Genomic DNA, 25,512 nt, shown 5'->3' on the forward strand with positions numbered 1-25,512 from the left:
CCTAATATCTTTCATCAAAAAAAGCATTAAAATGATAGTTAGTGTAAAACTTACACTATTAAATGCATCTTTTCAAAAAAAGCTACAGCCCTTTTATAAAATATTTGTATTATAGTACTTTCTTAAGCACATCCCAGTTTAAGAGTAACGAATTTTAAATTTTGAATAAATAAGGATGGAAGCGCAAAACGACAAACCTATCGAAACCAGTGATCTGATCGAAAAGGAACAAGAAATACAGCATTTAAACAACCCGGTTGATATATCGGTAAAACCTATAGTTAAACAATACCTTGGGGCAGTTAAAAAAGTAAAAAAAGAAGGTAACCGCTTTTATTTTTCCGATGGCGATGCCAGGGTAGAGGTAAGGGTGGTAAGCGACGATATAATACGTGTCCGCCTTGCACCGCATGGTGTTTTCCTCGATGATTTTTCTTATGCAGTTCCAGAAGTAGATCAAAAAGTTTCTGTTTTTAAAATGCAGGAGCATGAAGATCACTATACCATTTCTACCCACGCAGTAACCTGTAAAATAGAAAAAGCAAACTTTCATGTCTCCTTTTTTGATAACATTACAAATGTGGTAATGGTAGATGAAGCCAATTCCATGCACTGGGAAGAAAATGTGGATTTTGGAGGCTATTACATTTATGCAACCAAAAAATGTCACCCCGAAGAGAACTTTTTCGGTCTGGGAGATAAGTCGGGCAATTTTAACCTCCGTGGCCGTCGGTTCGAAAACTGGAACACCGATGCCTATTCATTCGGCTGGAACCAGGATCCGCTTTACCGCACAATACCTTTTTATATCGGCTTGCATAACCAGGCTGCTTATGGAATTTTCTTTGATAACACCTTTAAATCCTATTTCGATTTTGGTGCAGAAGATGTAAATAAAACAAGTTTCTGGGCTGATGGAGGTGAATTGCAATACTATTATATCCATGGCCCACACATTATGGATGTGGTTAAGCGTTATGCAACCCTTACAGGTACGCACCCAATGCCACCAAAATGGACTTTGGGGTATCAGCAATGCCGCTGGAGTTATTATCCTGAAACAAAGGTTAAAGAAATAGCCAAACAGTTCCGCGAACGTAAAATTCCATGCGATGCCATTTATCTTGATATCGATTATATGGATGGTTACCGCTGTTTTACCTGGAACAAAAAATACTTTCCCGATCCCCGCAGAATGATCAAAGAACTTTCTGATGATGGTTTTAAAACCGTGGTGATGATTGATCCGGGAATTAAAGTTGATGATGATTACTGGGTTTTTAAAGAAGGCAAAGAGAAAAGATTTTTCTGTCGCCGCAGCGACGATTATTATATGGAAGGGCATGTTTGGCCTGGCCGCTGCCAATTCCCTGATTTTACCAACCCGAAAGTACGCACCTGGTGGGGCAATCTCTACAAAGAGCTGGTAGATATGGGCGTTGCGGGCTTCTGGAATGATATGAACGAACCAGCGGTTTTTGGTTCAGGCACTTTCCCTAATGATGTACGCCATAATTATGACGGTTACCGTGGCTCGCACCGTAAAGCACATAATGTTTATGGCATGCAGATGGTACGTTCTACCTATGAAGGCCTTAAAAAACTGATGCGCAATAAACGACCGTTTACCATCACACGCGCAGGATATGCAGGTATGCAACGTTATGCCAGTGTATGGACAGGTGATAACATTGCCACCTGGGAACATTTAAAAATCGGAAATATCCAATGCCAGCGCCTATCCGTTTCAGGAGTTCCTTTTTGTGGAACAGATATAGGTGGTTTTAGTGGCGAGCCGGATGGCGAATTATTTACCCGTTGGATCCAATTGGGTACATTCTCACCCTTTATGCGCGCGCACTCCGCTGGTGATACCGCCGAACGCGAACCATGGAGCTTTGGCGAATTTTTTGAAGACATTAACCGTAAATTTATCGAATTAAGGTATCGTTTAATGCCTTATCTGTATTCGGTTTTCTGGGAACATCACCGTTATGGTTTTCCAATTTTAAGGCCCTTGGTAATGCTTGAGCAGGAAAATATCAGCAATAGCTTCCGTCAGGATGAATTCTGTTATGGTGATAAACTGTTAATTTGCCCGGTTTTGGAGCAAGGTGCCATATCAAGAAAAGTTTATCTTCCAAAAGGAACCTGGTATAATTTCTGGACCAACGAAATTCTTGAAGGCGGTAATGAATATACCGTGGATGCAAAGATAGACAGCATGCCGATGTTTGTACGTGCAGGAACCGTATTGCCGGAATATCCGGTAATGCAGTATGTTGATGAAAAATCGATTACCGAAGTTACCTTAAACATCTATCATAGTGATTATGAGGTAAACTCCTACATGTACGAAGATCATGGAGATACCTTCGCTTATGAACAGGATATTTATCTGGAAAAGAAATTTACTGTAAAAGGCGATACACAATCCATTAAAGTAAATCAGCGTAACGAAGGATTATATACACCAAACTACGAATTTTATGTTTGTAATGTAATCGGTGTAAAATTCCAGGTGAAAAAGATTGTTATTGATAATAAAGAAGTTACCGATTTCTATACCGACGATAACAACATTCTGCATTTTAAATGCAATAAAAACTTTACCGATATACAGATTCTAAGTCTGTAACATTTAGCCCCAAATACTGTTTAGTGTTTGGGGCTTCATCTATCTAGCCAATATCTATGCCAGCAGCAAAAAAAGTTCCTGCAAAAAAAGCAGCGTTACCGAAAATTGATAAAAAGAAATCCGTTTGGGTGCACAGTTTATTTACCGATTACGACATTGATCTTTTCCTGGTAGGAAAACATTTTAGGCTTTACGAAAAAATGGGTTCCCACTTAATTTCTGTAGATGGCGTGGCTGGTACTTATTTTTCAGTGTGGGCACCCAATGCAATTCACGTGAATGTAGTGGGTGATTTTAACGACTGGAACAACACTGCGCACCCCTTAAACAAACGGTGGGATAAGTCGGGTGTTTGGGAAGGATTTATCCCTAATGTATCAAAAGGCGAGGTCTATAAATATTTTATCAAAGGATTTGACGAATCAGAACATTTAAAAGGCGATCCTTATGCAAGAAGATGGGAACATCCGCCACAAACGGCATCTATTGTTTGGGATACTGATTATACCTGGAAAGATAAGTCATGGCTTAACAAAAGAGCCAAAATTAATGCATTGGATCAACCAATCTCTGTTTATGAAATACATTTAGGTTCCTGGGAGCGCGATCCGGGTAATCCTGAGCGTGTGTTGAACTGCAGAGAGGTAGCAGGCAGGCTTGTGCCTTACGTAAAAGAAATGGGTTTTACACACGTAGAACTGATGCCTGTAATGGAGTTCCCGTATTTTCCAAGCTGGGGATATCAGATTACGGGCTATTTTGGCGCAAGCTCACGTTATGGCTCTCCACAGGATCTGATGTACCTCATTGATGAACTCCACAAAGCCAACATTGCCGTAATTTTAGATTGGGTGCCTTCTCATTTCCCTGGCGACAGGCATGGTTTGTATGAATTTGATGGCACACATTTATACGAGCATGCGGATATGCGCAAAGGATTTCACCCGGATTGGAAATCGTACATTTTCAATTACGACAGAAACGAAGTACGCTCCTTTTTAATTAGCAATGCCTTGTTTTGGATCGACCAATACCATGCAGATGGCTTGAGGGTGGATGCAGTGGCATCTATGTTATACTTTAACTTTTCGAGAGAAGACGGTGATGCAGCCACTAATGAATACGGTGGAAGTGAGAACTTTGGTGCAATAAAGTTTCTGCAGGATCTTAATGTTGCCGTTTATGGAAATTACGATGGCGTGCAAACCATTGCCGAAGAAAGCAGCACCTATCCCGGAGTAACCCATCCTGTACATGCGGGTGGTTTGGGCTTTGGGATGAAATGGATGATGGGCTGGATGAATGATACCCTGAAATATTTTAAGGTAGAAACGCTCGGTAGAAAGCACCACCACCATCAGTTGAGCTTTAGCATGACCTACGCCTTTACCGAAAACTTTATGTTGCCGTTTTCCCATGATGAGGTTGTTCATGGAAAATCTCCTATGCTATATAAAATGCCTGGTGATGATTGGCAGAAATTTGCAAACCTTAGGGCGCTTTACGGCTATATGTTTACCCATCCAGGGGCGAAGCTGCTGTTTATGGGAAACGAGTTCGGCGAAACTAATGAGTGGAATTTTACTCAATCGCTGGATTGGCATTTACTGCAATACCCGCCTCATAAAGGCATGCAGGAAACCGTTAAAGCCTTAAACTTTTTGTATAGGAAAGAGCCTGCGCTATATCATTTCAACTTTAGTTATGAAGGCTTTCAATGGCTGGATGCAGATAATGCAAATGAATCGGTGTTTACCTATATGCGCAAAGGTCCAAAAGCAAAAGATACCTTGGTTGTTGCGGTAAACCTTACACCGGTGGTACGCGAGAATTATAAGATTGGTGTACCTTTCAAAACCAGATGGACAGAAATATTTAATACAGATGATATCGTGTATTATGGAGGCGGTATTAACAACAGGGGAGAGCTTACTCCCGATTTAAAAGAATATAACGGGCAAGAGTACTCAATAACTGTCGATTTGCCGCCTTTGGCTGTAACAATATTTAAGAGTAAATAAAGTAGAGTACTTTATATTGCACCAAAACATCATCCAGATGTATAGTTTTGGCGCGATATAACTTTTTATATTGCGCCAAAACTATACTTTAATACATACTTTTGGCGTGATATAGCTTTTTATATTACGCCAAAAATCAATTTTTTACTACCTTTGCTGCTGTAAATTAAATGTTTATGCAACAGGTTGTAGGAAGAACTGCAGAAAAATTGCTGCTTAAAAAGATTGAGAAATCCGGCGAAAGTGAACTCATTGCTGTATATGGCCGTAGGCGGGTAGGGAAGACCTACTTAATCAGGAATGGATTTACAAAAGAAATTGCATTTGAATTTTCAGGCATTCATCATGCAACATTAGATCAGCAGCTGGAAAATTTCAGTGTGGCACTTACCAAAGTAACCGGTGGTTTCCCATTAGCTAAACCGCAGAGTTGGATTGCAGCTTTTGAAATGCTGATCCAATACCTCACTCCCCTGGTGAAAAAAGAACGAACAGTCGTTTTTATAGATGAATTTCCTTGGATTAATACGCCCCGGTCGGGATTTATGCCTGCCTTCGAAAATTTTTGGAACAGTTGGGCGTCCAAAGAGAAAAAACTTATTATAGTAATTTGTGGTTCAGCCGCTTCCTGGATGATCAATAAAGTGATTAACAACCGTGGAGGATTGCACAACCGGGTAACCAAAAGAATCAGACTCCTTCCGTTTACGGTAGGCGAAACAGCAGCATACCTTAAACATAGAAAAATAAAACTCGATAAATACCAGCTCCTACAGGTATATATGGCAATGGGAGGGATCCCGCAGTACCTAAAAGAAATTGAACCCGGCGAGAGTGTCGTCCAAATCATCGACAGGTTATTTTTTACAAAAGACGGGCTACTCCTTGAAGAATTTAAAAACCTCTACCATTCGCTATTCGATAAGGCAGAGAACCATATTGATATTGTCCAGGCACTGGCAAAAAAAGGCAAAGGGTTAACACGAACCGAAATTATTGATGCCTGCAAGCTAAGCAGTGGGGGCTATGCTACACAGTTACTTGCAGAACTTGCTGAATCTGGCTTTATTACACCTTATGTTCCGTTTGGTAAAAGCAGTAAGGATGCATTGTACAAGTTGACTGATGAATATTCGATATTTTACCTCAAATTTATTAATGGTAGTAAAGCGATGGGTGCCGGAACGTGGTTAAAATTTTATTCGGGTACCTCATGGAGAAGCTGGAGCGGCTTTGCTTTTGAAAGTATTTGCATGAAACATATTCCACAGATCAAAAAAGCAATAGGAATAGATAATGTTTATGCGGAAATATCTGTCTGGCGTTATTTACCTAAAACCAATACAGAGCAAGGCGCACAGATTGATCTGCTTATTGATCGAAATGACTCTTGTATAAATATATGTGAAGTTAAATTCGCTGTAGCACCTTTCGAAATCACCAAATCTTATGAAAAAGAATTAAACAATAAATTAAAGGTGTTTCAATACCAGACCAAAACAAGAAAAGCATTATTTCTGACCATGATAACCACCTACGGTGTTGCAAATAGCGACCGTTACCCAGGTTTAGTACAAAAAGAAATTACAATGGATGTGCTGTTTTCCGATTAACCCGGCCAGTTAAAATAAGAAAAGCCTCCCATTGCTGGAAAGCTTTCTTAAACTCTGGAGTGGAAGCTTCCAGAGAGGGTGCAAAGATACAATAAGTCTTTTCTCCTGCAAGTATTATCTGCTAAATATTTTTCCCTTCTTTCCTATAATACTTTACAAATAAGATCATTTTAAATCCTTTCCTTGAGCGGTAAAATACCGCTGGCATTTTCATGTTTAAATATAAATTGAGGGTTTGTTGATAAATATCAATAAAACAGAGGTTTACAGGCTGCAAATGGCCTTAATGAATAAAGTGAACGGATAATCTGATGTTTGCCCGCTGTACTTTTGTATCAACGAGCAAACAAACTATTTTTTACTTCTATTATCCCGAACCCACAATTGAAAAGACGCTCTTGTCTATCCTTCCTGGTGTTTGCGCTTTTTTTTATGCCTGCTTATTTATATGCGCAGTGCGAAAATACAGCACGGACTTATGCAAACTTTCAAGGATCATACCTTGATGGATTGGATTTGGGTATCCTTGGCTCCTTATATGGCAAGGTTACTGATCCATCTAATGCAGTGAACGGACAGGTTAAAGATGCTTCAACTTTATCTGTAGATATCGGGCTTTTAAACCTCACAGGATCAGCAACCCAATTTTTAGAATTTACCACCGATGGTACCAATACCACCAAGCGTACTATAGCTGCAAACACACCGGTTACATTGAAGTTGGCACTGCCGAAAGAATTATTGGGGTTGGTAAGCAGTTTTGAAATCGGGAGTTTTACCAATCTGCACACCGTACCTGCAAATAATTATCCTGGTTTGGGATTGGGTAATGCAGCTGGCTACGATGCAACACGAAATCCGGTTTATACCTCGGCAAATATTGCGGGCGTAATAGGAGGTGGTGGTGAGATCGAAATTACCGTAACCCCTACACAAGCTTTTAACGGGATTTATATCAAAATTTCAGGGGCAGTGGCATCTACAGCCTTATCGATGAAAGTTTTTCATGCCTATATCATGGAACTCAGCACAGGATCAATTAATTGCGATGAGGCCATAGATGTGCTCTCTGGCGTAAAACCAACACCATTAGGCGGTATCGCAAACTTAACGGGTAGTGTAACTGATCCATTTAATGCCATTGATTCAGACCCCAATAGTTTTGCATTGATTGATGTTGGTGCATCTGTGTTAAATCAGGTTTACCTGACAACCATTTTCAATAAGCCCTCACAGCCTGCAGATTCGGTTACCATCATCCTCGAGAACCCAGGGGGTGGGCTTTTGGATTTAAGTCTTTTAACCGGCTTTACCATACAGCCTTATTTAAATGGTGTTGTAGCCGGACCAGCATTTCAAAATACGGGTACATTTTTAAACCTGAAGCTTTTACCCGGTTCAACTAGTAAATATGCGCTCACTTTTTTGGTAACAAATGTTTACGACCGTTTGGAAATTACCATGGGCGGAATTACAGGGGCCTTTAGCCGTTTGAGGATTTACGATATCAAACGCAAGCTGGCAAAACCGCGGACATTGGTCGATCCTTCAACAACAGATGAAAAAACGGTATGTCAGGGGCAAACTGCTAGCTTTTCAGTTCAAAATGCACAAGCCTGTACCGAATATAAATGGTATGATGCCCAAACGGGAGGTAATTTAGTGTATACAGGTTTAACTTTTACGCCTCCAGCTACTCTTCCCGCCGGAGATTACAATTACTATGTTCAGGCCAGTCGAACGTATTGTGTTACCGCAGTTTCCGAACGTTTGAGGGTAAAGCTTAAAGTGAACCCCTTACCAACGCTTGCTGTACCAGGTGCAATAATTTGTAGCGGATCATCTGCCACGCTTGCTATAGCTAATCCTGATGCAGCATTTACGTATAACTGGTACAATTTACAAACAGGTGGTACATTACTTAAAACCGGTACTACTTTTATAACGCCAGCTTTAACGGCCACAACAAATTATTATGTAGAGGCAGTAAATACAATTACACTTTGTAAAAATGCAGGAGGTGCACAGGCTGTAGAAGTAAAAGTAAAGCAATATGCTCCCGTGCCAGCAATTGTTGGTGTGGCAACCATGTGCGGGGGAACAACCGCAACCTTTACAAATGCCTATCCAAACGGAACCTGGAGCACCAGCGATGCTGCTGTTGCAACAGTAGATGCCGCGGGGAAAGTAACAGCAATTGCCAGTGGTAATGCCACCATTAGTTACAACCTTGCAGATGATGCTACGTATTGCGGCAAAAAAGTAGATTTTATTGTTACTGTAAACCCTCAACCCAATTTAACGTTAGGCCCTGATCCTGGCATTTGTGAAGGGCTTATGAGTACAAAAGTTGCTTATGCCAACCCTGTATTCAATCCAATAACTTATAGCATTTCCTGGGCTGGCGGTTTACTCCCTGCTGTTTCCAGCCAAACTTTGCCACCTGCCGAAATCACAATAAATATTCCTTCAACAACCCCTGTTGCAGTTTATCAGGGCGTGCTAACCATTAAAAATGCCAATGGCTGCGAGCGTGCAATCCCTTTCAATTTTAGGGTAAAACTCGTGCCGCATAAACCAACTGTAGCGATTAATTAAAAAGAAAATAAATCATTCATCCCTAAAAAATCAAACCATGACAAAAAAATCTACAAAACACCATTTAAGGATCTTTGTATTCTTGATGTTCCTATTGCCCTTGGGTGCCTTGGCCCAAACAACACCCAATGTATATCTGTGTGGAACCGGTACTGTAAAACTTACCCCAACATTTACCGGGTACACCCCAGTTGCTAATGATAAAATAGTCTGGACTGTTGATGGGACAGTACAAGCACCTGTAAGCTATGCTACAGCTACTGATGCTATTTTTAATGTGCCTGCAACGCTAGCAACAGGCACCCACACTTATTCTGTTCAGGTTGTACCAGCGGATATAAATCTTTGTCCTAGTGATGCATCAGATAATACTGTTGTTGAAAAATTGCCTCCACCAGCAATTGCTGTAAATGCACCTGGAAGCGTTTATTGTACAGATCAAACTGCAAGCACAGTAATTACTGCAAGTAAAGATCCAGCATTGACGTTGCCAACCGGCGTATCGCTAGTTTACACATGGGCAGCAACCAAAGCAGGTGTTGCAGTAACCGATCTTACCACCCTGGGTGCGCAATCGGGAACAAATAATGAACTTTTTACTTTGAAAGCCGGGGTTACTCCTGATGCTTACGTATTTACTGCCGAAGGTAAGTATTCGGTAGGCACCGCTGTTATTGTACCATCTACCAGCTGTACCGCAACTGCAAGTAAAGCCATTACCGTTACTGTTAAACCTGGTAAAGCAACTATTGCTGTAGCCCCATAAAGGATTCAAAAGGGTAGGTTTAACAATCATGAGGTTTAATAAGTTAGGCATCACTGTGTTAGGTATGCTGCTGTTTCCTGCAGCGGCATGCTTTGCGCAATCTAACAGTGCCAATACCCTAAACCTCAAACCCGGTGTTACTGTTAAACTAAGGGCCAATGGAACGGGTGCCACATCTTACCAGTGGTTCAAAAATGGCGATGCAATTGCAGGTGCCACCGCGCAGGATTATGTGGTAAATTCAGCTGGGAAATACACCGTAATTACCTTTAGTTTGGGTGGCTGTAGTTCTGATCTTTCAGAGGAGATGGAAGTGATTATGGAAGCACAACTTTCAGCTGATGTTTCTATCATTAAAAGATCCGAAAGCAGACCGGTGATCAATACAGAGGTATTTAAATACAATTTGCTGGTACGTAATAATGGACTGGGCATGGCCACCAATGTTCGTGTAAAAGATGATCTTCCCGAAAACCTGACATTTGTCAGTTTGGATCCAACTGTTGTGGGTACTGCAAGTTATAACAACCAGACAAAAACAGTTTCATGGGGCATACCATCGCTTGCAAATGGCAGTTTTGTAGAACTCGTTATTAATGTTAGGGCAATGAAACCCGGTAACATCATAAATAGCGCAACGGTAACCATTAATGAAACTGATCCTGATCCATCAAACAATACATCCATTGATACAAAAGAAATTACAGGATTAAAGATTCCCAATGTTTTTACGCCAAACGGAGATGGAAAAAATGAAACCTTTTTTATCGAAAGCCTCGATCGGTTCAGCGAAAACCAACTTACCATTATTAACCGGTGGGGAAGCACCGTTTATGAGAAAGCTGGCTATCTTAATGATTGGGCAGCGAATGGTTTAGTGGATGGAACCTATTTCTATGTGCTTAAAGTGAAAACTGAAACAGCAAAATGGCAGGAATTTAAAGGTTATGTAACCGTAATGAGGTAAACGTAAGTTAAAAGGTGGATATGAAAAAGATAGTTTTAACGGCATTTTTTAATTTACTTGTTTTGTGCCTTTTTGCACAGCAGAATGCGCAATTCGGGCAGTATGTATTTAATGGCCTATACATCAATCCCGCATATGCAGGTTATAAGGAAGAACTTTATATGCAGGCATTTGTACGGGCACAGTGGACAGGGATTCAAGGTGCGCCACAAACATTGTCAATATCTGTCGATGAAGCCGTTAAAGATGAAAGTTTAGGTCTTGGCCTGTTGGTATCAAAAGATAAGATCGGGGCCCAAAGTTCACTTAACTTATCCGGTAATTTTGCTTACCGCATTAAGCTCGATCGCACTGAAACCAACGTATTGGCCTTTGGCGTAGGATTGGGCATCATGCAAATGGGACTGAACGGAAGTTTGTTAGATCCTACTGAAACAGGAGATAACAGAATTCCTACAGGTTATGAAAGCAGACTGGTTCCTGATATCAGGGCTGGGGTTCATTATTCCAACGAAAAGTTTTTTATAGGTTTCTCTGCTAATAATCTCCTAAGTCAGTACCTGCCTGTTTTTAGAGATAACAATCTGCTTAGCATTACTTCAAAGCCGCATTTTTACCTTTCGGCCGGGATGGTATTCCCGGTAAACAATGATTTTATGTTCAAGCCTGCTTTCTTGATTAAAGATGACCTTAACGGGCCTACATCTTTGGATTTGAATGCTTTTTTAATGATAAAACAAAAATTATGGCTTGGCGGTGTATACAGAACATCAGTTAAACTTTACCCGAAACCAGAATTACAGAGCGATATACGGGCAAGGAGTGCTATCGGACTGATTACAGATTTTTTTGTCCGCGAAAACCTTCGCATCGGTTATGGTTATGATTACAGTTTAAACAAATTAGGCAATTATGATTACGGATCACATGAAATCTCTATCGGCTACTACCTTCAAACGGCAAAAAGCCGGAGGCCTAAATGTTATTTTTAACACCAAACGCTGAACATTGGTTATAGAAAAGAAATATAAATAATACTTATTACAGATAGTGCTTTTTGGAATACTCTATTTAGTTGTTTGATTATTAGATGGTTTACTAAACAAATGATGCCTCAGCATGTTAAACCCTTATTATCAGTTTATCATGTATGTATCAATGAATCGTATTGAAGATCAAAACCAAAATGAGGGCCTACAGGTATGGCTGTCTGATCAGGAAATACTTTTCAGGAGTTTGAGAAATCAAGATAGTACTTCTTTCAAAATACTTTATTCGCAATATTCGGCGGCCATTTACGGATCAATTATCAGAAAGATAAATGATGAGGAAACAGCAAAAACAATTCTAATTCAGACTTTTGCGGAAGTTTTCTCCGGTTTTTCGTCATTTGATGAGAAGAAGCTTAGGGTTTTTACATGGATTAATCAGATTGCGCTTAAAAATATCAAACAAATCGCTTGATAACATGCTTTTAACAGCACAATTGTCTCAATAATCGACTTTATTTTAATGTTTCAACAGAATTCGCTATAATTAGGGGTCTAAAGTCTATCCCTGTTTGTATGCTTGAATCGCGAAAGCAATTTCTGGTTAATGCTGTATTGAATTATTTCAGCACTTTATGTTCGATAACGCCTGGATTTATCCAGGAAATGGAAAAAAATGTAAAACCACTGCTAGTCAAAAAAAACAAATACATTTTATCCCCGATTGACAACAATGATTATGTTTTTTTTGTGGCAACAGGTATCGTTAGAGGTTTTATTAAAGATGACGACAAAGAAATTACCACATGGATTAGTTTAGGAAACGAATTTGTTGGTGCCATTCAGCATCCGGAAGAAAATATTCAACCATCTATAGAGTATTTACAAGCATTGGAAAATTCAGAATTGGTTGCAATTCCTAACCTGCTGATTGATAAGCTTTACGAAAACTACCACGAAACCAACATTATAGGTAGAAAAATTTTAGCACTTCAATACCATGCCGCTTCTGAGCGCGCCATTATAGCCCGGATTCCGTCGGCAGAAAGGCGATATGAGAAATTTTTGGAAATGAATCATTTTGATGTTTCTAAAGTTCCGCTCCGCTGTATTGCGAGCTATCTTGGTATGCGTTTAGAAACATTGAGCCGCATCCGCAGTAAGCTGGTTAAAGAAATGGCTTGATGTTAATGCACTGTAAATAAGTAAAACCTATGTTTACATAGTATTATACATATTTACATATTGATTTACAAGATGAAATTTGATGTCTTAATTACATCATTTGTATTTAGATTTGGGTAAGTAAAAATTAAATCAACGGGACGATTTAGATTAAACTTTTAGCCTCTCTATTAAGGGAGGCTTCTTTATTTAGGCCAACCGGCCATTTTTAGGTTTATTACAATAAGTTTTATTATATTTAAATATGGAACTCTTACTTGGATTTTTAATGATAATATTATCCATCCCATGGAAAAAACTTGGGAAGTGGTTGGAAATTGAAAAATAATACTCAGTCAGGTATGAATGGACCGCTCTGGGATAGCCTGGAGCAATTAAATTCAATCAGCCATTGGGAGATATCCTTTTTCGTTCAGTTTTGACTGTGAAAAGTGTTGAACAGCAGATTTAACTGAAATAGCAGTGCTGGAGTATAAAAAAATCATGTACCTGGCAGCAATCGCATATGGAAGCTGCGGTGGTTGGTGAAGATTTAACATTTTTATGCTTTTAAATTCAAATCTTCATCAAATCTTAATCTTTCTATAGTAATATTGTTCCCTATAAGGGGTGAGAGCCTTATATCAACTTCATAGTTGAGAGCGTTAATTTAGATAGAGGGTGTAGCCAGTGGCTACGCCCTTTTTTATGGGTAAAATTATTAAAGCTAGGTTTTTGAATGCCATCATTATAATATTGGCCGATGAAACCCTTGCTCGAAGTTTCCATGCCATTTGATGGTTTGGTAATTTTAAGGCCGATATTTATATGGATTTTAGAAAAAAAGATCCTATACGGAATAGCTGTTGTAATAAGATTTGAATTTTTAAGAAGCTGAAGTAAAAAGCTGAATAGACTTAAGTGTTATGATAGTAAATTCAGAAAAAATGATTGAAAGATAAATATTATGAAAGCTCGGGAAGGAAATCCAAATTTTAAGTATAAGGAAGGGTAGTTCATGATTTGGGATACAAATACCATTAAAATAAGAAAAGAGACAATCTATCCAGACTTGTCTCTTTTTTCTAACCAAATATAAACCTGTTATGAGCCAGGCTTTGTCTTTAATCTTCCATCTAAACCGGGGTTTCTCAGGAAAATGATTTATCTTTTTTATTGGTGATAAACATCGTTCCGTTTATTACTCTACAAATATAGTAAAAAATTTGATAGTGTAAAAAATACACTAAGAAAATTTTAAGTATTTTTTTTGTCATTTTTTATTTACCGATCTTTTTCTTGAAGATATTGGGGTTTAAAACGACTGTATTGCAAATATAAGGCAAAAATATGTTAACTAATTGTTAAATATTGTCAAATTATGATATGATATAGTCAAATACTATCAATTTTTGGTTTAAAAATGATTTTTATCAATTTTTAAGGTGCTTTTATAATCTAATTTAATTTTTTATGTGTTTTTCAGTGATCTTTTTGATTAAAAAATATTTTTAATGGTCTTAATAAAATATTTTTTATAGGTGAAAAACATCTTCAAAACAAAAAGGCAACATTATTTGATTAATGTTGCCTTTTAATTGAATAAAAAAGCGCTTAGCGCTTTTTTATATTATAAACTTGCGTAATATTCTACGAATTTAGCTAATGCAGAAGAATATCCCCACTCATTGTCGTACCAAGATACAACTTTAACGAAATTATCATTTAATGAGATACCTGCTTTTGCATCGAAGATAGAAGCGTGATCATCACCGATGAAATCAGATGATACAACTTCATCTTCAGTATAAGCCAATACACCTTTTAATTCACCTTCAGAAGCAGCTTTCATAGCAGCTTTGATTTGCTCGTAAGTAGCTGGTTTTTCTAAACGTGCAGTTAAATCAACTACAGAAACATCAGCAACAGGAACACGGAAAGACATACCTGTTAATTTACCTTTTAATTCAGGTAAAACCATGCCTACTGCTTTTGCAGCACCTGTAGATGAAGGGATGATGTTAGAGAAACCACCACGGCCACCTCTCCAATCTTTAGCAGAAGGACCATCAACTGTTTTTTGAGTTGCTGTTACTGCGTGGATTGTGCTCATTAAACCTTCAACAATACCAAAGTTATCGTTTAATACTTTAGCAATTGGTGCTAAACAGTTTGTAGTACAAGATGCATTCGAAACAATAGTTTGATCTGCAGTTAATTTATGGTGGTTAACGCCCATTACATAAGTTGGGATATCGCCATCTTTAGCCGGAGCAGAGAAAACAACTTTTTTAGCACCCGCAGCGATGTGTTTTTCAGCATCAGCACGTGTTAAAAATAAACCTGTAGATTCAATTACAACTTCAACACCTACAGCATCCCATTTTAAATCAGCAGGATTTCTTTCTGCAGTAACACGGATAGTTTTACCGTTAACAACTAAGTTACCATCAACAACTTCGATAGTACCATCAAATTTACCGTGGGTAGTATCATATTTCAACATGTATGCCATATAATCTGGCTCGATCAAATCGTTAATCGCTACAATATCCAATCCTCTTTTTAATGCGGCTCTGAAAACCAAGCGGCCGATACGGCCAAAGCCGTTTATTCCAATTTTGCTCATTGTTTTGTTAATTAATGTAATGTTTTAATAAATTTTGTATTGGTTCTTTAATAATGCTTTTAATTTTTATATCGTATCTCTCAGCCACAAACCTTAAGCGGTCTTCGAGCTCAGCGGCAACCTTGCCTACAACATGTATTTCACGGTCGTTATATTTTTCTGCCATCGGAAGAACATAAGTTTCCATGTATTTTTCAAATCCTTGATCAATCAGCCCACGGATGTATTCGTGTTTGCTGTTTTGGGTAATGAAATCGAAAAAGGAGGTTAGAAATATATTGGCCTGTGGCTTATTGTAAATGCGTTCTAATATTTGTGGACGGTCTAAATTGTGCGTCAACAAAAACTTGGTTTCAATATCTTTCGGCATTTTAAGGCTTAAAAATTCTTTAAGCAATATTTTTCCGAAGTAATTTGAAGAGCCTTCATCGCCTAAAATATAGCCCAAGCCAAAGTTATTGTTCACCGGCTTTTTACCATCAAAGTAAGCGCAGTGTGCGCCGCTGCCCAACATCCCAACAATACCGGGTTGATCGTAACAGGCGGCTTTAGCAGCTCCGAAAAGATCATTTTCTACAACAATTTTACTGTATTTAAAAAATGAAGCCAGTGTTTTAGACAGTTCTTCTTTTCTATCTGCCGATGATGCTCCGGCTGCAAAAAAATAAATTTTCTTAATATTTTCTGCATTGTTGACCAGGGCAACTTTTTTATTTAAGATTTGTAAGATCGTTTTAGGATCAACAAAGCAGGGGTTTAAGCCGGTAGTATTGCAGTGTGCAACAACCTGTCCATTTTGGGTTATTTTCCAGAATGCTGTTTTTGATCCGCTATAAACAACTGCTACCATATTATATTGAAAGTACTTCTGTCATTTCCATTAAATCAGGCTCGAGTTTAAAAGAATGAGCGGTTAAAGCCTCTCTTATGCTGGTTAATTTTATTTCATTTCCTTTTAAACCAACCATTTGCTCCGTTTCGCCCGCAATTAACGCATTTACTGCCGCAAATCCTAAACGGCTGCCTAAAATCCTGTCGAAACTGCTCGGACTACCGCCCCGTTGCAGGTGGCCAAGTATGGTTACTTTGGTATCATAATGATCAAAAGTTTCCTTTACCCTTTTGGCAATGTCGTATGCACCGCCCTGTTTATGGCCTTCGGCTACAATAACAATACTCGACGATTTTTTTGTTGCTGCACCGAGCGCAAGCTTTTCAATCAATTCGGTTACACTGGTTTCCTTTTCAGGCAATAACACTGCTTCGGCACCGCTGGCAATCGAACTTCTCAATGCAATACATCCAGAATCGCGGCCCATTACCTCTATAAAAAACAGGCGGTCGTGCGCATCGGCAGTATCTCTGATTTTGTCGATGGCTTCGATTACTGTATTTATCGCCGTATCGTAACCTAATGTAAAATCTGATCCTACCAAATCGTTATCAATTGTGCCCGGTATACCGATTACCTTAACTCCAAAAGTTTCCGAAAAACGCTTTGCTCCGGTGAACGTTCCATCACCACCGATTACCACTAATCCGTCGATACCGTTTTTCTTTAAATTATTATATGCAATCTGTTGACCTTCGTCTGTTTTAAACTCTAAACAGCGTGCTGTTTTTAATATGGTGCCGCCCAAGTGTAAAATGTTACTTACAGAACGGGCGTCCATAGGTTTTATGTTGTCGGTAATTAAACCCTGGTAGCCTTGCATTACCCCGAACATATTAATGCCATGGTAAATTCCGGTACGAACAACAGCTCTGATTGCGGCATTCATTCCTGGGGCATCGCCTCCAGAAGTTAGTACAGCTATATTTTTTATATTTGGCTCCATCTTTATAATACGAATATAGTGTGTATTTTTTACACTAAGTAATTTATTTTATTTTTTTTACTTAATATTGAAAGTCATACCTTTATCTGCTTAAAATAACTAAATTTTACTTTGGAACAAATTTTACCCCACTTAGATTCTGTATTCTCTATAGATTGCGTTTTGTTTGGATTTGATGGTAAGGAATTAAAAATCTTGCTCATTGAAAGGAATGAAGAACCGTTTAAAGATTGGTGGGCACTGCCCGGTAATATAGTTGGTCCTGATGAGAGTTTAGATCAGTCTGCCTCACGCATTTTATACGAACTTACCGGCTTACGCGGTATTTACATGGAGCAATATTATGCTTTTGGCGATCCGCACAGGCACCCTCAGGGTAGGGTAATTACTTTGGCTTACTATGCACTGATCCGTTTAGGTGGTGATAAAGAACTGCGCCCGATCAGTACTTATGCAAAACGCGCCAATTGGCTGCCTATAACCGATCTGCCTAAACTGGCTTTCGATCACCAGAAAATTTACGATAAAGGTTTAGAAAAAATCAAAAGGCGGATTAAACATCAGCCCATCGCTTTTGAACTTCTGCCAGAAAAGTTTACCTTGACCCAATTGCAGCATGTATATGAATTGGTACTTGGTAAAAAACTTGATAAAAGAAATTTCAGAAAGAAGATTGTAAGTTTTGGCGTATTAAAAGAGCTGGATGAAAAACAGAAAGGGGTTTCTTATCGTGCCGCTACTTTGTACCGCTTTGATAAACGTAAATACGCAAAGCTTTTTGGTAAGGAAATTTCGTTTTAGCGGGCTGAGAAGTGAGATCTCTGAACTGGGATTTGAAATCGCAGTGCAATGAAAGACCAAGCAAACGGCATTTTATAAATATAAAAATCCCCGGTTTTAAATTTAAAACCGGGGATTTTTTGTGTAATCTGAGTTCAGATCAATTAGGGATTCAGCATTGGAAACTCCAAACTGAAACTATGCCTTAGGCGCTAGCTCAAGATGATAATGAACCAGATCATCTATAGGTGAGCGGATAATTTTACCCACACCCATTTCGTAACGGTCGGCTACAATACTTAAAATATCACGGAAACTATAACCTACAGAACCCACACAGTTTAATTTATGGTCTTTGTAGTTTGGATAGTGGATTACCAGGGCTTCGAAAAATGCAGTAAAGGCATAATCAATGGTTGCAAAAGCATAATCTTCGTAGTTATCTTTAAAGTCGTATAAGAATTTACTAAAGCTCGCGCAGAAACGGTTCGGCAATGGCTTGTTGTAAATGTTATCGAAAATATCCTCGTTGGTTAAAGCGTAATTGTCGTAAAAAGCCTCACGTAAACCTTTTGGCATGTAACCTTTCATGTAATCGCTTAAAATACGTTTACCGATATACGAACCGCTACCTTCATCACCCAGGAAGTAACCCAATGAATCGATGTTCATGGTAATTTCAGATCCGTCGTACAAACATGAATTGGTTCCTGTACCTAATATAGCAGCAAATCCTGGCTCGTTTCCAAGAAGTGCCCTAGAAGAGGCAAGTAAATCATGACCTACAAATATGGTTGCATTGGTAAAAATCTGTTGCATGGCATCAGCCACAATTTTTACGTTTGCAGGTGTAGAACAACCGGCGCCGTAGTAATAAACTGCTGTTAATTTCTCTCTTTCCAAGTGGTCTGGAAGAGTCTCATTCAAAGACTTTACAATGTACTCTCCTTTTGAAAAATATGGATTGTAACCTTCGGTGTTAAAGTAAATTTTTCTGCCGGCCTCGTTAATCAAACACCAATTTGTTTTGGTAGATCCACCGTCTGCAATTACTATCATTTTATTTATTTTTGGTTTTAGCACGATAAAAGTATAAAAACTCTTATATTTTGTATCCTTTTTTTTAATAATTTTTTAACAATTTGTTGTTGTGGGATTTTAAGTGTGTAAAAAATACACTATATAGGGTGTTTAATCCGCGAAAAACCTTAAAATTATACCAGAAAAGGCATTGGTCTTTTTTTTAAACGTCAGCAATATTTTACAACAAGATAGCATAATGAACAACAGATTTTTAGATTTCAGGAGTGATACGGTAACCAGGCCAACCGCCGGAATGTTGGAGGCAATGATGAATGCAAAAGTGGGAGATGATGTTTTTGGGGAAGACGAAACCGTGCATGCACTGGAAACAAAACTCGCTGCTACCTTTAATATGGAAGCCGGATTATTTTGTCCTTCCGGTACAATGACCAACCAGATAGCCATTAAGTGTTTTACCCAGCCGATGGATGAGGTAATCTGCGATCAGACTGCCCACGTTTACCGTTACGAAATCGGAGGTATTGCCTATCACTCGGCAGCATCGGTCAGGCTGTTGCACGGCGAACGCGGTATTTTAACTCCGGAGCTGATTGAGCCTGAAATTAATGAAGACAATATTCATTACCCTAATTCCAGTTTGGTGGTTTTAGAAAATACGGTAAATAAGGGTGGCGGAAGCTGTTATACATTGGCTCAGATTGCGCCGATTCATCACTTATGTAATATAAAGGGATTAAAGCTACATCTGGATGGTGCACGCATTTTTAATGCTTTAGTTGCTACAGGAGACCAGGCCTTTGAATATGGGAAGTATTTTAATGGTATTTCAGTTTGTTTATCTAAAGGACTGGGCGCACCGGTAGGATCAGTTTTACTTGGTAATAAGGAAATGATCCATAAAGCGCGGAAAATCAGGAAAGCCTTTGGTGGCGGAATGCGTCAGGCAGGGTTTTTAGCAGCTGCAGGCATTTATGCGCTCGATAATCATGTAACGCGTTTAAAGGATGATCATACCCATGCAAAAGCCTTGGCCGATGCATTAAGCTCGGCAAAATATGTAAAATCGGTAATGCCTGTTGAGACCAATATTGTCATTTTTGAAGTGGAAAAAGGTTCAGCAGAAAAAATTGTACACCAGTTGAAAGAGAAGGGCCTGCATTGCAATACCACGAGTGCCAGTACCGTCCGCCTGGTAACACACCTGGATCTCAGTGCCGAAATGATCGATCAGGCTATTGAAATAATATTACATTTGTAGGTGCAGTCGGAAGCCGGCAAACGGGAGTCCGATTTTTATTCAATAGTTTTATAGTTTATGGTCAATAGTCAGATGGCTCATCGCTCAATCTGAATATATATAAAGTCTAACCAAAATGCCTGATTCCTCCAAACCTCTAGCTCCAATCTCAAAACTGCTCATCGCTAACCGTGGTGAAATTGCTTTGCGCATTATGCGTTCTGCAAAGGAAATGGGAATAAAAACCGTAGCTGTTTTTTCTGAAGCCGACCGGAATGCACTTCATGTTCGTTATGCGGATGAAGCAGTTTTTATCGGACCAGCACCTTCCAATCAAAGTTATCTGGTTGGTGAAAAAATTATCGATGCCTGCAAACTAACAGGTGCCCAAGCCATTCACCCAGGTTATGGTTTTTTATCTGAAAATGCCGGTTTTGCACAAAAGGTTGCTGATGCAGGGTTGATTTTGGTCGGTCCATCTCCGCAGGCCATGGAAACGATGGGTAATAAATTATCTGCAAAGGCTGCGGCATTAAAATATAATATCCCCATGGTGCCTGGAACGGAAGAGGCCATTGAGGATGTAAATGAGGCAAAACTACGCGCTATCGAGGTTGGCTTTCCAATTTTGATTAAAGCTGCGGCAGGTGGTGGCGGAAAAGGAATGCGGATTGTAGAGCGTGCTGATGATTTTGAAGAGCAGATGCAGCTTGCCGTTAGTGAGGCTACTTCAGCCTTTGGTGATGGCGCGGTTTTTATCGAACGCTATGTTACCTCGCCAAGGCACATCGAAATACAGGTATTGGGCGATACCCATGGCAATATTGTTCATCTTTTTGAACGGGAATGTTCCGTGCAACGCCGTCATCAGAAAGTAGTGGAAGAAGCACCCTCATCTGTTTTAACTGAAGAAATAAGGCAGCAGATGGGTAAGTGTGCTGTAGATGTGGCCCGTTCGGTAAATTACACCGGGGCAGGTACAGTAGAATTCATTCTGGATGAAAACCTGGATTTCTTTTTCCTGGAAATGAATACCCGCTTACAGGTGGAGCACCCGGTAACGGAGCTGATTACAGGTATTGATCTGGTAAAAGAGCAGATTAAAATCGCTTCGGGCGAAAAATTGAGTTTTTCTCAGGAAGATTTAAAAATAAGTGGTCATGCGGTTGAACTCAGGGTTTATGCAGAAGATCCGGCGAATAATTTCCTTCCCGATATCGGTACCCTGCAAACCTATAATACACCTAAAGGCAATGGCGTAAGGGTTGATGATGGCTTTGAGCAGGGCATGGAAATTCCGATTTATTATGATCCGATGATCGCCAAACTGATTACTTATGGTAAAAGCAGGGAAGAGGCCATTGACCGTATGGTTAGGGCCATTGAAGAATATGATATTACCGGGATAGAAACTACCTTGGGTTTTGGTAAATTTGTAATGCAGCACGAAGCATTTAAAGGTGGCAACTTTGATACCCATTTTGTAGGGAAATACTTTAAAGCTGAAAATTTGAAGGTACAGGATGAAACAGAAGCACTGATCGCTGCGTTGATCGCTGCACAACTTTTTAGTAAACAAGCGGTTACGGTAGGAGGTGGCGTGGTTAAAAAAACTTCAGACTGGAGAAAAAATAGATTGAAATATTAACAAATAGATTTAGCGCGATCGTCATTATCAACTTGATTGCGAATCGCAATACCTCGGTAGGATTTGTATTGAGGATTAAGATTCCCGCCTGCGCGGGAATGACGATGAAAAAAAATACATTATAAATGTTCACAGGAATTATAGAAACACTTGGCGAGGTTACCGCCATTAAAAACGATCACACAAACATTCATTTTACCATTTCATCATCCATCAGCCATGAGCTGAAAATAGACCAGAGCGTTGCGCACAACGGAGTTTGTTTAACTGTTGTGGCATTAAATGATGGAACACATACTGTTACGGCAATAGATGAAACGCTAAACAAAACCAATCTTGATGTTTTAAAAGTAGGCAGCAAGGTTAATTTGGAGCGCTGTATGCAGATGAATGCACGCTTGGACGGGCACATTGTGCAGGGCCATGTAGACCAGACTGCGGTTTGTATCAAACGCGAAGAACTGGATGGAAGCTGGGAATACCGTTTTAAATACGATGCTTCTGCCGGAAATGTAACCGTGGAGAAAGGATCGGCCTGCGTAAACGGAATCAGCCTAACGGTTGTAAATTCGGCAGATGATGAATTTTCAGTATTCATTATTCCTTATACTTTCGAACATACCAATTTACAGGAAGTTGAAGTTGGCGATACTGTAAATTTAGAGTTCGATATCATTGGGAAATATGTAGCCCGTTTAATGAACCGCTAACATTAATTTTAATTAATTTTTTATTTAATAATTAACTCTTAATTAGTTTTTTATGTGCTTATTGGCGTAGATGTAACGCTTAATTTTTCATGACAGTGCAGGATGGTTGAGCGGATAATATTTCTCAATATCGTAGTGTTAAGACTAAAAATTAACGCTAACCATTTATGAACAAGATTTTCCGTCACTCATTTGCAGTGCTAAACACTGTATTTTTGTTGTTATTTACCACACAAATATTTGCGCAGAAAATTTCAGTAAGAGATTTAACTGTTGAGCATTTAGTAAATCCTTTTAGTATTGATAATCCGAAACCCAGGTTTAGCTGGAAGATCAACTCGGATATCAAAAATACCAAACAGAATAATTACGAAATAAGACTGGGTACCTCACCAAAAATTGATCGGGTTTTATGGAAAGCAGCTGTTAATAACGATCAATCTGTGCTTGTTGCCTACAATGGCCCTGCACTTTCCTCAAAAACCAAGTATTACTGGCAGGTAAGGGTAAAAGATAATCATGGAAATACATCTGCATGGTCTCCGGTTCAGTATTTTCAAACAGGCTTAAAACCTGAGGACTGGAGCGCGAAATGGATTTCGGTAGAAGGAAGGGATACTGCTTTGGCAAGTCCGCTTTTTAAAAAAGAAATTACGCTCAAAAAAGAAGTTAAATCTGCAATGGCATATATTACTGCAAAAGGTTTATATGAGGCCCACATCAATGGGGCGCGTGTAGGAAATGCATATTTTGCACCAGGATGGACGAGTTATAAAGACCACATTCAATACCAGGTTTACGATATCAAAAAATCATTGAAAAAAGGTGGGAACGTAATTGGTGTTTCGCTTGGCGATGGATGGTACAAAGGCCGGATAGGTTTTGCCAACCAAAAGCAGTTTTATGGCGATACCAGGGCTTTATTGTTACAGCTTGAAGTAGAATATAACGACGGAAGCAAAGAGACCTTTATCACTGATAACAGTTGGAAAACCGCTTACGGACCAATACGCTCATCAAATATATATGATGGAGAAACCTATGATGCAAGATTGGAAATTGCGGGTTGGAATACTTACGGTTTCAAAGAAAATGCCGGCTGGAAACCAGTTCAGGAATTAGCCAGCGGACCGGAAAAACTGATCGGAATGAGTGGGCCGCAAGTAAGTAAACATGAAGAATTTAAGGCCTTGAAAATATTCAAAACCCCACTTGGAGAAACTGTTGTTGATTTTGGGCAGAATTTGGTAGGCTGGGTGATGTTGAAAGCAAAAGGTGCTGCCGGGACAAAAATTTCCATCAGTCATGCAGAAGTATTAACCAAAGAAGGCAATTTTTATACCACCAACCTTCGATCGGCCAAACAGCAGAATAACTATATTTTAAAGGGTGAAACCGAACAGGTATTCGAGCCACATTTCTCATTTCAGGGATTTAGGTATGTTAAAATTGAAGGTTATCCGGGCGAACTTAAACTCGAAAACCTCACCGCTGTGGCTGTTTATTCTGATATGAAAACCAGCGGAAAATTTAGCACTTCCAATGCACTTTTAAACCAGCTGCAACACAACATTTCGTGGGGGCAAAAAGGAAATTTTGTCGATGTACCAACAGATTGCCCTCAAAGGGACGAACGTTTGGGCTGGACGGGTGATGCGCAGGCCTTTGCAACAACGGCCGCTTACAATATGGATGTATCGGGCTTTTTTACCAAATGGTTGAAAGATGTTTCTGCCGATCAGCTTCCTAACGGGAGTGTACCTTTTGTGGTACCCAATGTGCTAAATCAAAGTGATGCCGGATCGGCCGGCTGGGCAGATGTAGCCACGATCATCCCCTGGGATATGTATATAGCTTATGGTGATAAAGGCATACTGGAAACGCAATATGGCAGCATGAAAAAGTGGGTCGATTATATCACATCTGTATCAAAAAACAACCTTTGGAATACTGGGTCCCACTTTGGCGACTGGTTGTTTTACCGCCCTAATGATGATAACGACGGCCGTGCTGCTGTTACCGATAAATACATGATCGCTCAAACTTTTTATGCACACTCTACACAATTGTTGCTAAATGCTGCAAAAGTTTTGGGCAAAGCTGATGATGTGGCCAAATACACTACACTGCTCGAACAGATAAAAGCCGCTTATATCAAAGAAAATATGACGCCAAGCGGGAAATTGATTTCGAATACGCAAACGGCCTATGTTTTAGCTTTACAGTTTGATATGCTGCCTGAAAATCTGCGTGCGCAGGCTGCTCAAAGGTTGGTAGATAATGTAAGAGATTACGGAAACCACTTAACAACGGGTTTTTTGGGCACCCCATACCTATGCCATGTATTAAGCCGCTTTGGGCATGAAAATGTTGCATATGATCTTTTAATGCAGGAAAGTTACCCTTCATGGCTTTACCCTGTAAAAATGGGGGCCACCACCATTTGGGAACGATGGGATGGCATCAAACAAGATGGATCTTTTCAGACGGCAGATATGAATTCTTTTAACCACTATGCATATGGTGCTATTGGCGATTGGATGTATAAAAATATTTCCGGCATCAATCCCGTAGCAGATCAACCGGGCTATAAATCGGTTGTTATCGCGCCCCGGCCAGGTGGAAAATTAACAGCTGCGTCTGCCGAACTGGAAACTGTTTATGGTACTGTTAAATCATCATGGACAATTGCCGAAGGCCTTTTTAAGCTTGATGTAACGGTTCCGCCTAATGCCTCCGCAACCGTAGTTTTGCCAAAAAGCGATAAAAAAGAACAGATTGGCTCTGGCAGCTATCATTTTGAATATAAATATTAATCGCTTAACATTGCGGCTTCACAGAAAGTTGTATCAACATATAAATTTGTCTCC

18 protein-coding genes are annotated in these 25,512 nt (G+C 39.5%); 14 read left to right on the forward strand and 4 right to left on the reverse strand.

The features are described from left to right. Positions 1-175: 175 nt before the first annotated feature. From ACZZZW_RS09155 to ACZZZW_RS09195, 9 genes are all read left to right on the forward strand, one after another. The gene (locus ACZZZW_RS09155; RefSeq protein WP_463493022.1) at positions 176-2,638 is read left to right on the forward strand and encodes a glycoside hydrolase family 31 protein; all 2,463 of its coding nucleotides are present in this window, start codon (positions 176-178) and stop codon (positions 2,636-2,638) included. A gap of 56 nt (positions 2,639-2,694) precedes the next feature. Then, positions 2,695-4,659 (forward strand): 1,4-alpha-glucan branching protein GlgB, encoded by a 1,965-nt coding sequence (glgB, locus tag ACZZZW_RS09160; RefSeq protein WP_463493023.1) that lies wholly within the window; start codon positions 2,695-2,697, stop codon positions 4,657-4,659. Positions 4,660-4,835: 176 nt separating this feature from the next. Beyond that, entirely contained in the window at positions 4,836-6,272 is a 1,437-nt protein-coding gene (locus ACZZZW_RS09165; protein ID WP_463493024.1) for an AAA family ATPase, read from the forward strand. Positions 6,273-6,704: 432 nt separating this feature from the next. Continuing rightward, positions 6,705-8,870, forward strand: coding sequence for an immunoglobulin domain-containing protein (locus ACZZZW_RS09170; protein ID WP_463493025.1), 2,166 nt, complete (start codon positions 6,705-6,707; stop codon positions 8,868-8,870). Between the two features lie 37 nt (positions 8,871-8,907). After that, positions 8,908-9,636: a hypothetical protein gene (locus ACZZZW_RS09175; protein ID WP_463493026.1), complete on the forward strand. Its 729-nt coding sequence runs from the start codon at positions 8,908-8,910 to the stop codon at positions 9,634-9,636. A gap of 28 nt (positions 9,637-9,664) precedes the next feature. Then, positions 9,665-10,603 (forward strand): T9SS type B sorting domain-containing protein, encoded by a 939-nt coding sequence (locus ACZZZW_RS09180; RefSeq protein ID WP_055915128.1) that lies wholly within the window; start codon positions 9,665-9,667, stop codon positions 10,601-10,603. Between the two features lie 20 nt (positions 10,604-10,623). Next, a complete protein-coding gene (locus tag ACZZZW_RS09185; protein WP_463493027.1) occupies positions 10,624-11,595 on the forward strand; it encodes a PorP/SprF family type IX secretion system membrane protein in 972 nt (323 codons plus the stop codon). A 166-nt stretch (positions 11,596-11,761) separates the two neighbouring features. After that, positions 11,762-12,067, forward strand: coding sequence for a hypothetical protein (locus ACZZZW_RS09190; protein WP_463493028.1), 306 nt, complete (start codon positions 11,762-11,764; stop codon positions 12,065-12,067). Positions 12,068-12,168: 101 nt separating this feature from the next. Then, positions 12,169-12,777, forward strand: a complete 609-nt coding sequence (locus ACZZZW_RS09195; protein ID WP_055915119.1) for a Crp/Fnr family transcriptional regulator — start codon at positions 12,169-12,171, stop codon at positions 12,775-12,777. Positions 12,778-14,386: 1,609 nt separating this feature from the next. Here the strand turns inward: ACZZZW_RS09195 and gap are convergent. The 3 genes from gap to pfkA are packed head-to-tail and all read right to left on the reverse strand — an operon-like array spanning position 14,387 to position 17,223. After that, positions 14,387-15,385, reverse strand: a complete 999-nt coding sequence (gene gap, locus ACZZZW_RS09200) for a type I glyceraldehyde-3-phosphate dehydrogenase (RefSeq protein WP_029280245.1) — start codon at positions 15,383-15,385, stop codon at positions 14,387-14,389. A 7-nt stretch (positions 15,386-15,392) separates the two neighbouring features. Continuing rightward, positions 15,393-16,235 (reverse strand): hypothetical protein, encoded by an 843-nt coding sequence (locus tag ACZZZW_RS09205; RefSeq protein WP_463493029.1) that lies wholly within the window; start codon positions 16,233-16,235, stop codon positions 15,393-15,395. Position 16,236: 1 nt separating this feature from the next. Further along, a complete protein-coding gene (gene pfkA / locus ACZZZW_RS09210; protein ID WP_055915113.1) occupies positions 16,237-17,223 on the reverse strand; it encodes a 6-phosphofructokinase in 987 nt (328 codons plus the stop codon). 111 nt (positions 17,224-17,334) lie between these two features. Between pfkA and ACZZZW_RS09215 the strand changes: the two genes are divergently transcribed. Then, on the forward strand, positions 17,335-18,024 hold the full coding sequence (locus tag ACZZZW_RS09215) for an NUDIX hydrolase (RefSeq protein WP_051692040.1): 690 nt from the start codon (positions 17,335-17,337) through the stop codon (positions 18,022-18,024). Between the two features lie 177 nt (positions 18,025-18,201). Here the strand turns inward: ACZZZW_RS09215 and ACZZZW_RS09220 are convergent, their stop codons facing one another. Further along, positions 18,202-19,062: a hypothetical protein gene (locus tag ACZZZW_RS09220; protein WP_055915110.1), complete on the reverse strand. Its 861-nt coding sequence runs from the start codon at positions 19,060-19,062 to the stop codon at positions 18,202-18,204. 220 nt (positions 19,063-19,282) lie between these two features. Here ACZZZW_RS09220 and ACZZZW_RS09225 point away from each other — a divergent pair, with 220 nt between their 5' ends. From ACZZZW_RS09225 to ACZZZW_RS09240, 4 genes are all read left to right on the forward strand, one after another. After that, positions 19,283-20,305: a threonine aldolase family protein gene (locus ACZZZW_RS09225; RefSeq protein ID WP_463493030.1), complete on the forward strand. Its 1,023-nt coding sequence runs from the start codon at positions 19,283-19,285 to the stop codon at positions 20,303-20,305. A gap of 115 nt (positions 20,306-20,420) precedes the next feature. Continuing rightward, positions 20,421-21,932 (forward strand): acetyl-CoA carboxylase biotin carboxylase subunit, encoded by a 1,512-nt coding sequence (accC, locus tag ACZZZW_RS09230; RefSeq protein ID WP_463493031.1) that lies wholly within the window; start codon positions 20,421-20,423, stop codon positions 21,930-21,932. Positions 21,933-22,057: 125 nt separating this feature from the next. Beyond that, positions 22,058-22,642 carry a riboflavin synthase gene (locus ACZZZW_RS09235; protein WP_463493032.1) on the forward strand — a complete coding sequence of 195 codons (585 nt, stop codon included), beginning with the start codon at positions 22,058-22,060 and terminating at the stop codon, positions 22,640-22,642. A 167-nt stretch (positions 22,643-22,809) separates the two neighbouring features. After that, entirely contained in the window at positions 22,810-25,458 is a 2,649-nt protein-coding gene (locus ACZZZW_RS09240; protein WP_463493033.1) for a family 78 glycoside hydrolase catalytic domain, read from the forward strand. Positions 25,459-25,512 lie beyond the last annotated feature (54 nt).

The sequence above is a fragment of the Pedobacter sp. AC379 genome (assembly GCF_979258145.1).

Coding starts and splice junctions, on each gene's coding strand:
- ACZZZW_RS09155 (WP_463493022.1), top strand. CDS start 176: ATGGAAGCGCAAAACGACAAACCTATCGAAACCAGTGATCTGATCGAA.
- glgB (WP_463493023.1), top strand. CDS start 2,695: ATGCCAGCAGCAAAAAAAGTTCCTGCAAAAAAAGCAGCGTTACCGAAA.
- ACZZZW_RS09165 (WP_463493024.1), top strand. CDS start 4,836: ATGCAACAGGTTGTAGGAAGAACTGCAGAAAAATTGCTGCTTAAAAAG.
- ACZZZW_RS09170 (WP_463493025.1), top strand. CDS start 6,705: ATGCCTGCTTATTTATATGCGCAGTGCGAAAATACAGCACGGACTTAT.
- ACZZZW_RS09175 (WP_463493026.1), top strand. CDS start 8,908: ATGACAAAAAAATCTACAAAACACCATTTAAGGATCTTTGTATTCTTG.
- ACZZZW_RS09180 (WP_055915128.1), top strand. CDS start 9,665: ATGAGGTTTAATAAGTTAGGCATCACTGTGTTAGGTATGCTGCTGTTT.
- ACZZZW_RS09185 (WP_463493027.1), top strand. CDS start 10,624: ATGAAAAAGATAGTTTTAACGGCATTTTTTAATTTACTTGTTTTGTGC.
- ACZZZW_RS09190 (WP_463493028.1), top strand. CDS start 11,762: ATGAATCGTATTGAAGATCAAAACCAAAATGAGGGCCTACAGGTATGG.
- ACZZZW_RS09195 (WP_055915119.1), top strand. CDS start 12,169: ATGCTTGAATCGCGAAAGCAATTTCTGGTTAATGCTGTATTGAATTAT.
- gap (WP_029280245.1), bottom strand. CDS start 15,385: ATGAGCAAAATTGGAATAAACGGCTTTGGCCGTATCGGCCGCTTGGTT.
- ACZZZW_RS09205 (WP_463493029.1), bottom strand. CDS start 16,235: ATGGTAGCAGTTGTTTATAGCGGATCAAAAACAGCATTCTGGAAAATA.
- pfkA (WP_055915113.1), bottom strand. CDS start 17,223: ATGGAGCCAAATATAAAAAATATAGCTGTACTAACTTCTGGAGGCGAT.
- ACZZZW_RS09220 (WP_055915110.1), bottom strand. CDS start 19,062: ATGATAGTAATTGCAGACGGTGGATCTACCAAAACAAATTGGTGTTTG.
- ACZZZW_RS09225 (WP_463493030.1), top strand. CDS start 19,283: ATGAACAACAGATTTTTAGATTTCAGGAGTGATACGGTAACCAGGCCA.
- accC (WP_463493031.1), top strand. CDS start 20,421: ATGCCTGATTCCTCCAAACCTCTAGCTCCAATCTCAAAACTGCTCATC.
- ACZZZW_RS09235 (WP_463493032.1), top strand. CDS start 22,058: ATGTTCACAGGAATTATAGAAACACTTGGCGAGGTTACCGCCATTAAA.
- ACZZZW_RS09240 (WP_463493033.1), top strand. CDS start 22,810: ATGAACAAGATTTTCCGTCACTCATTTGCAGTGCTAAACACTGTATTT.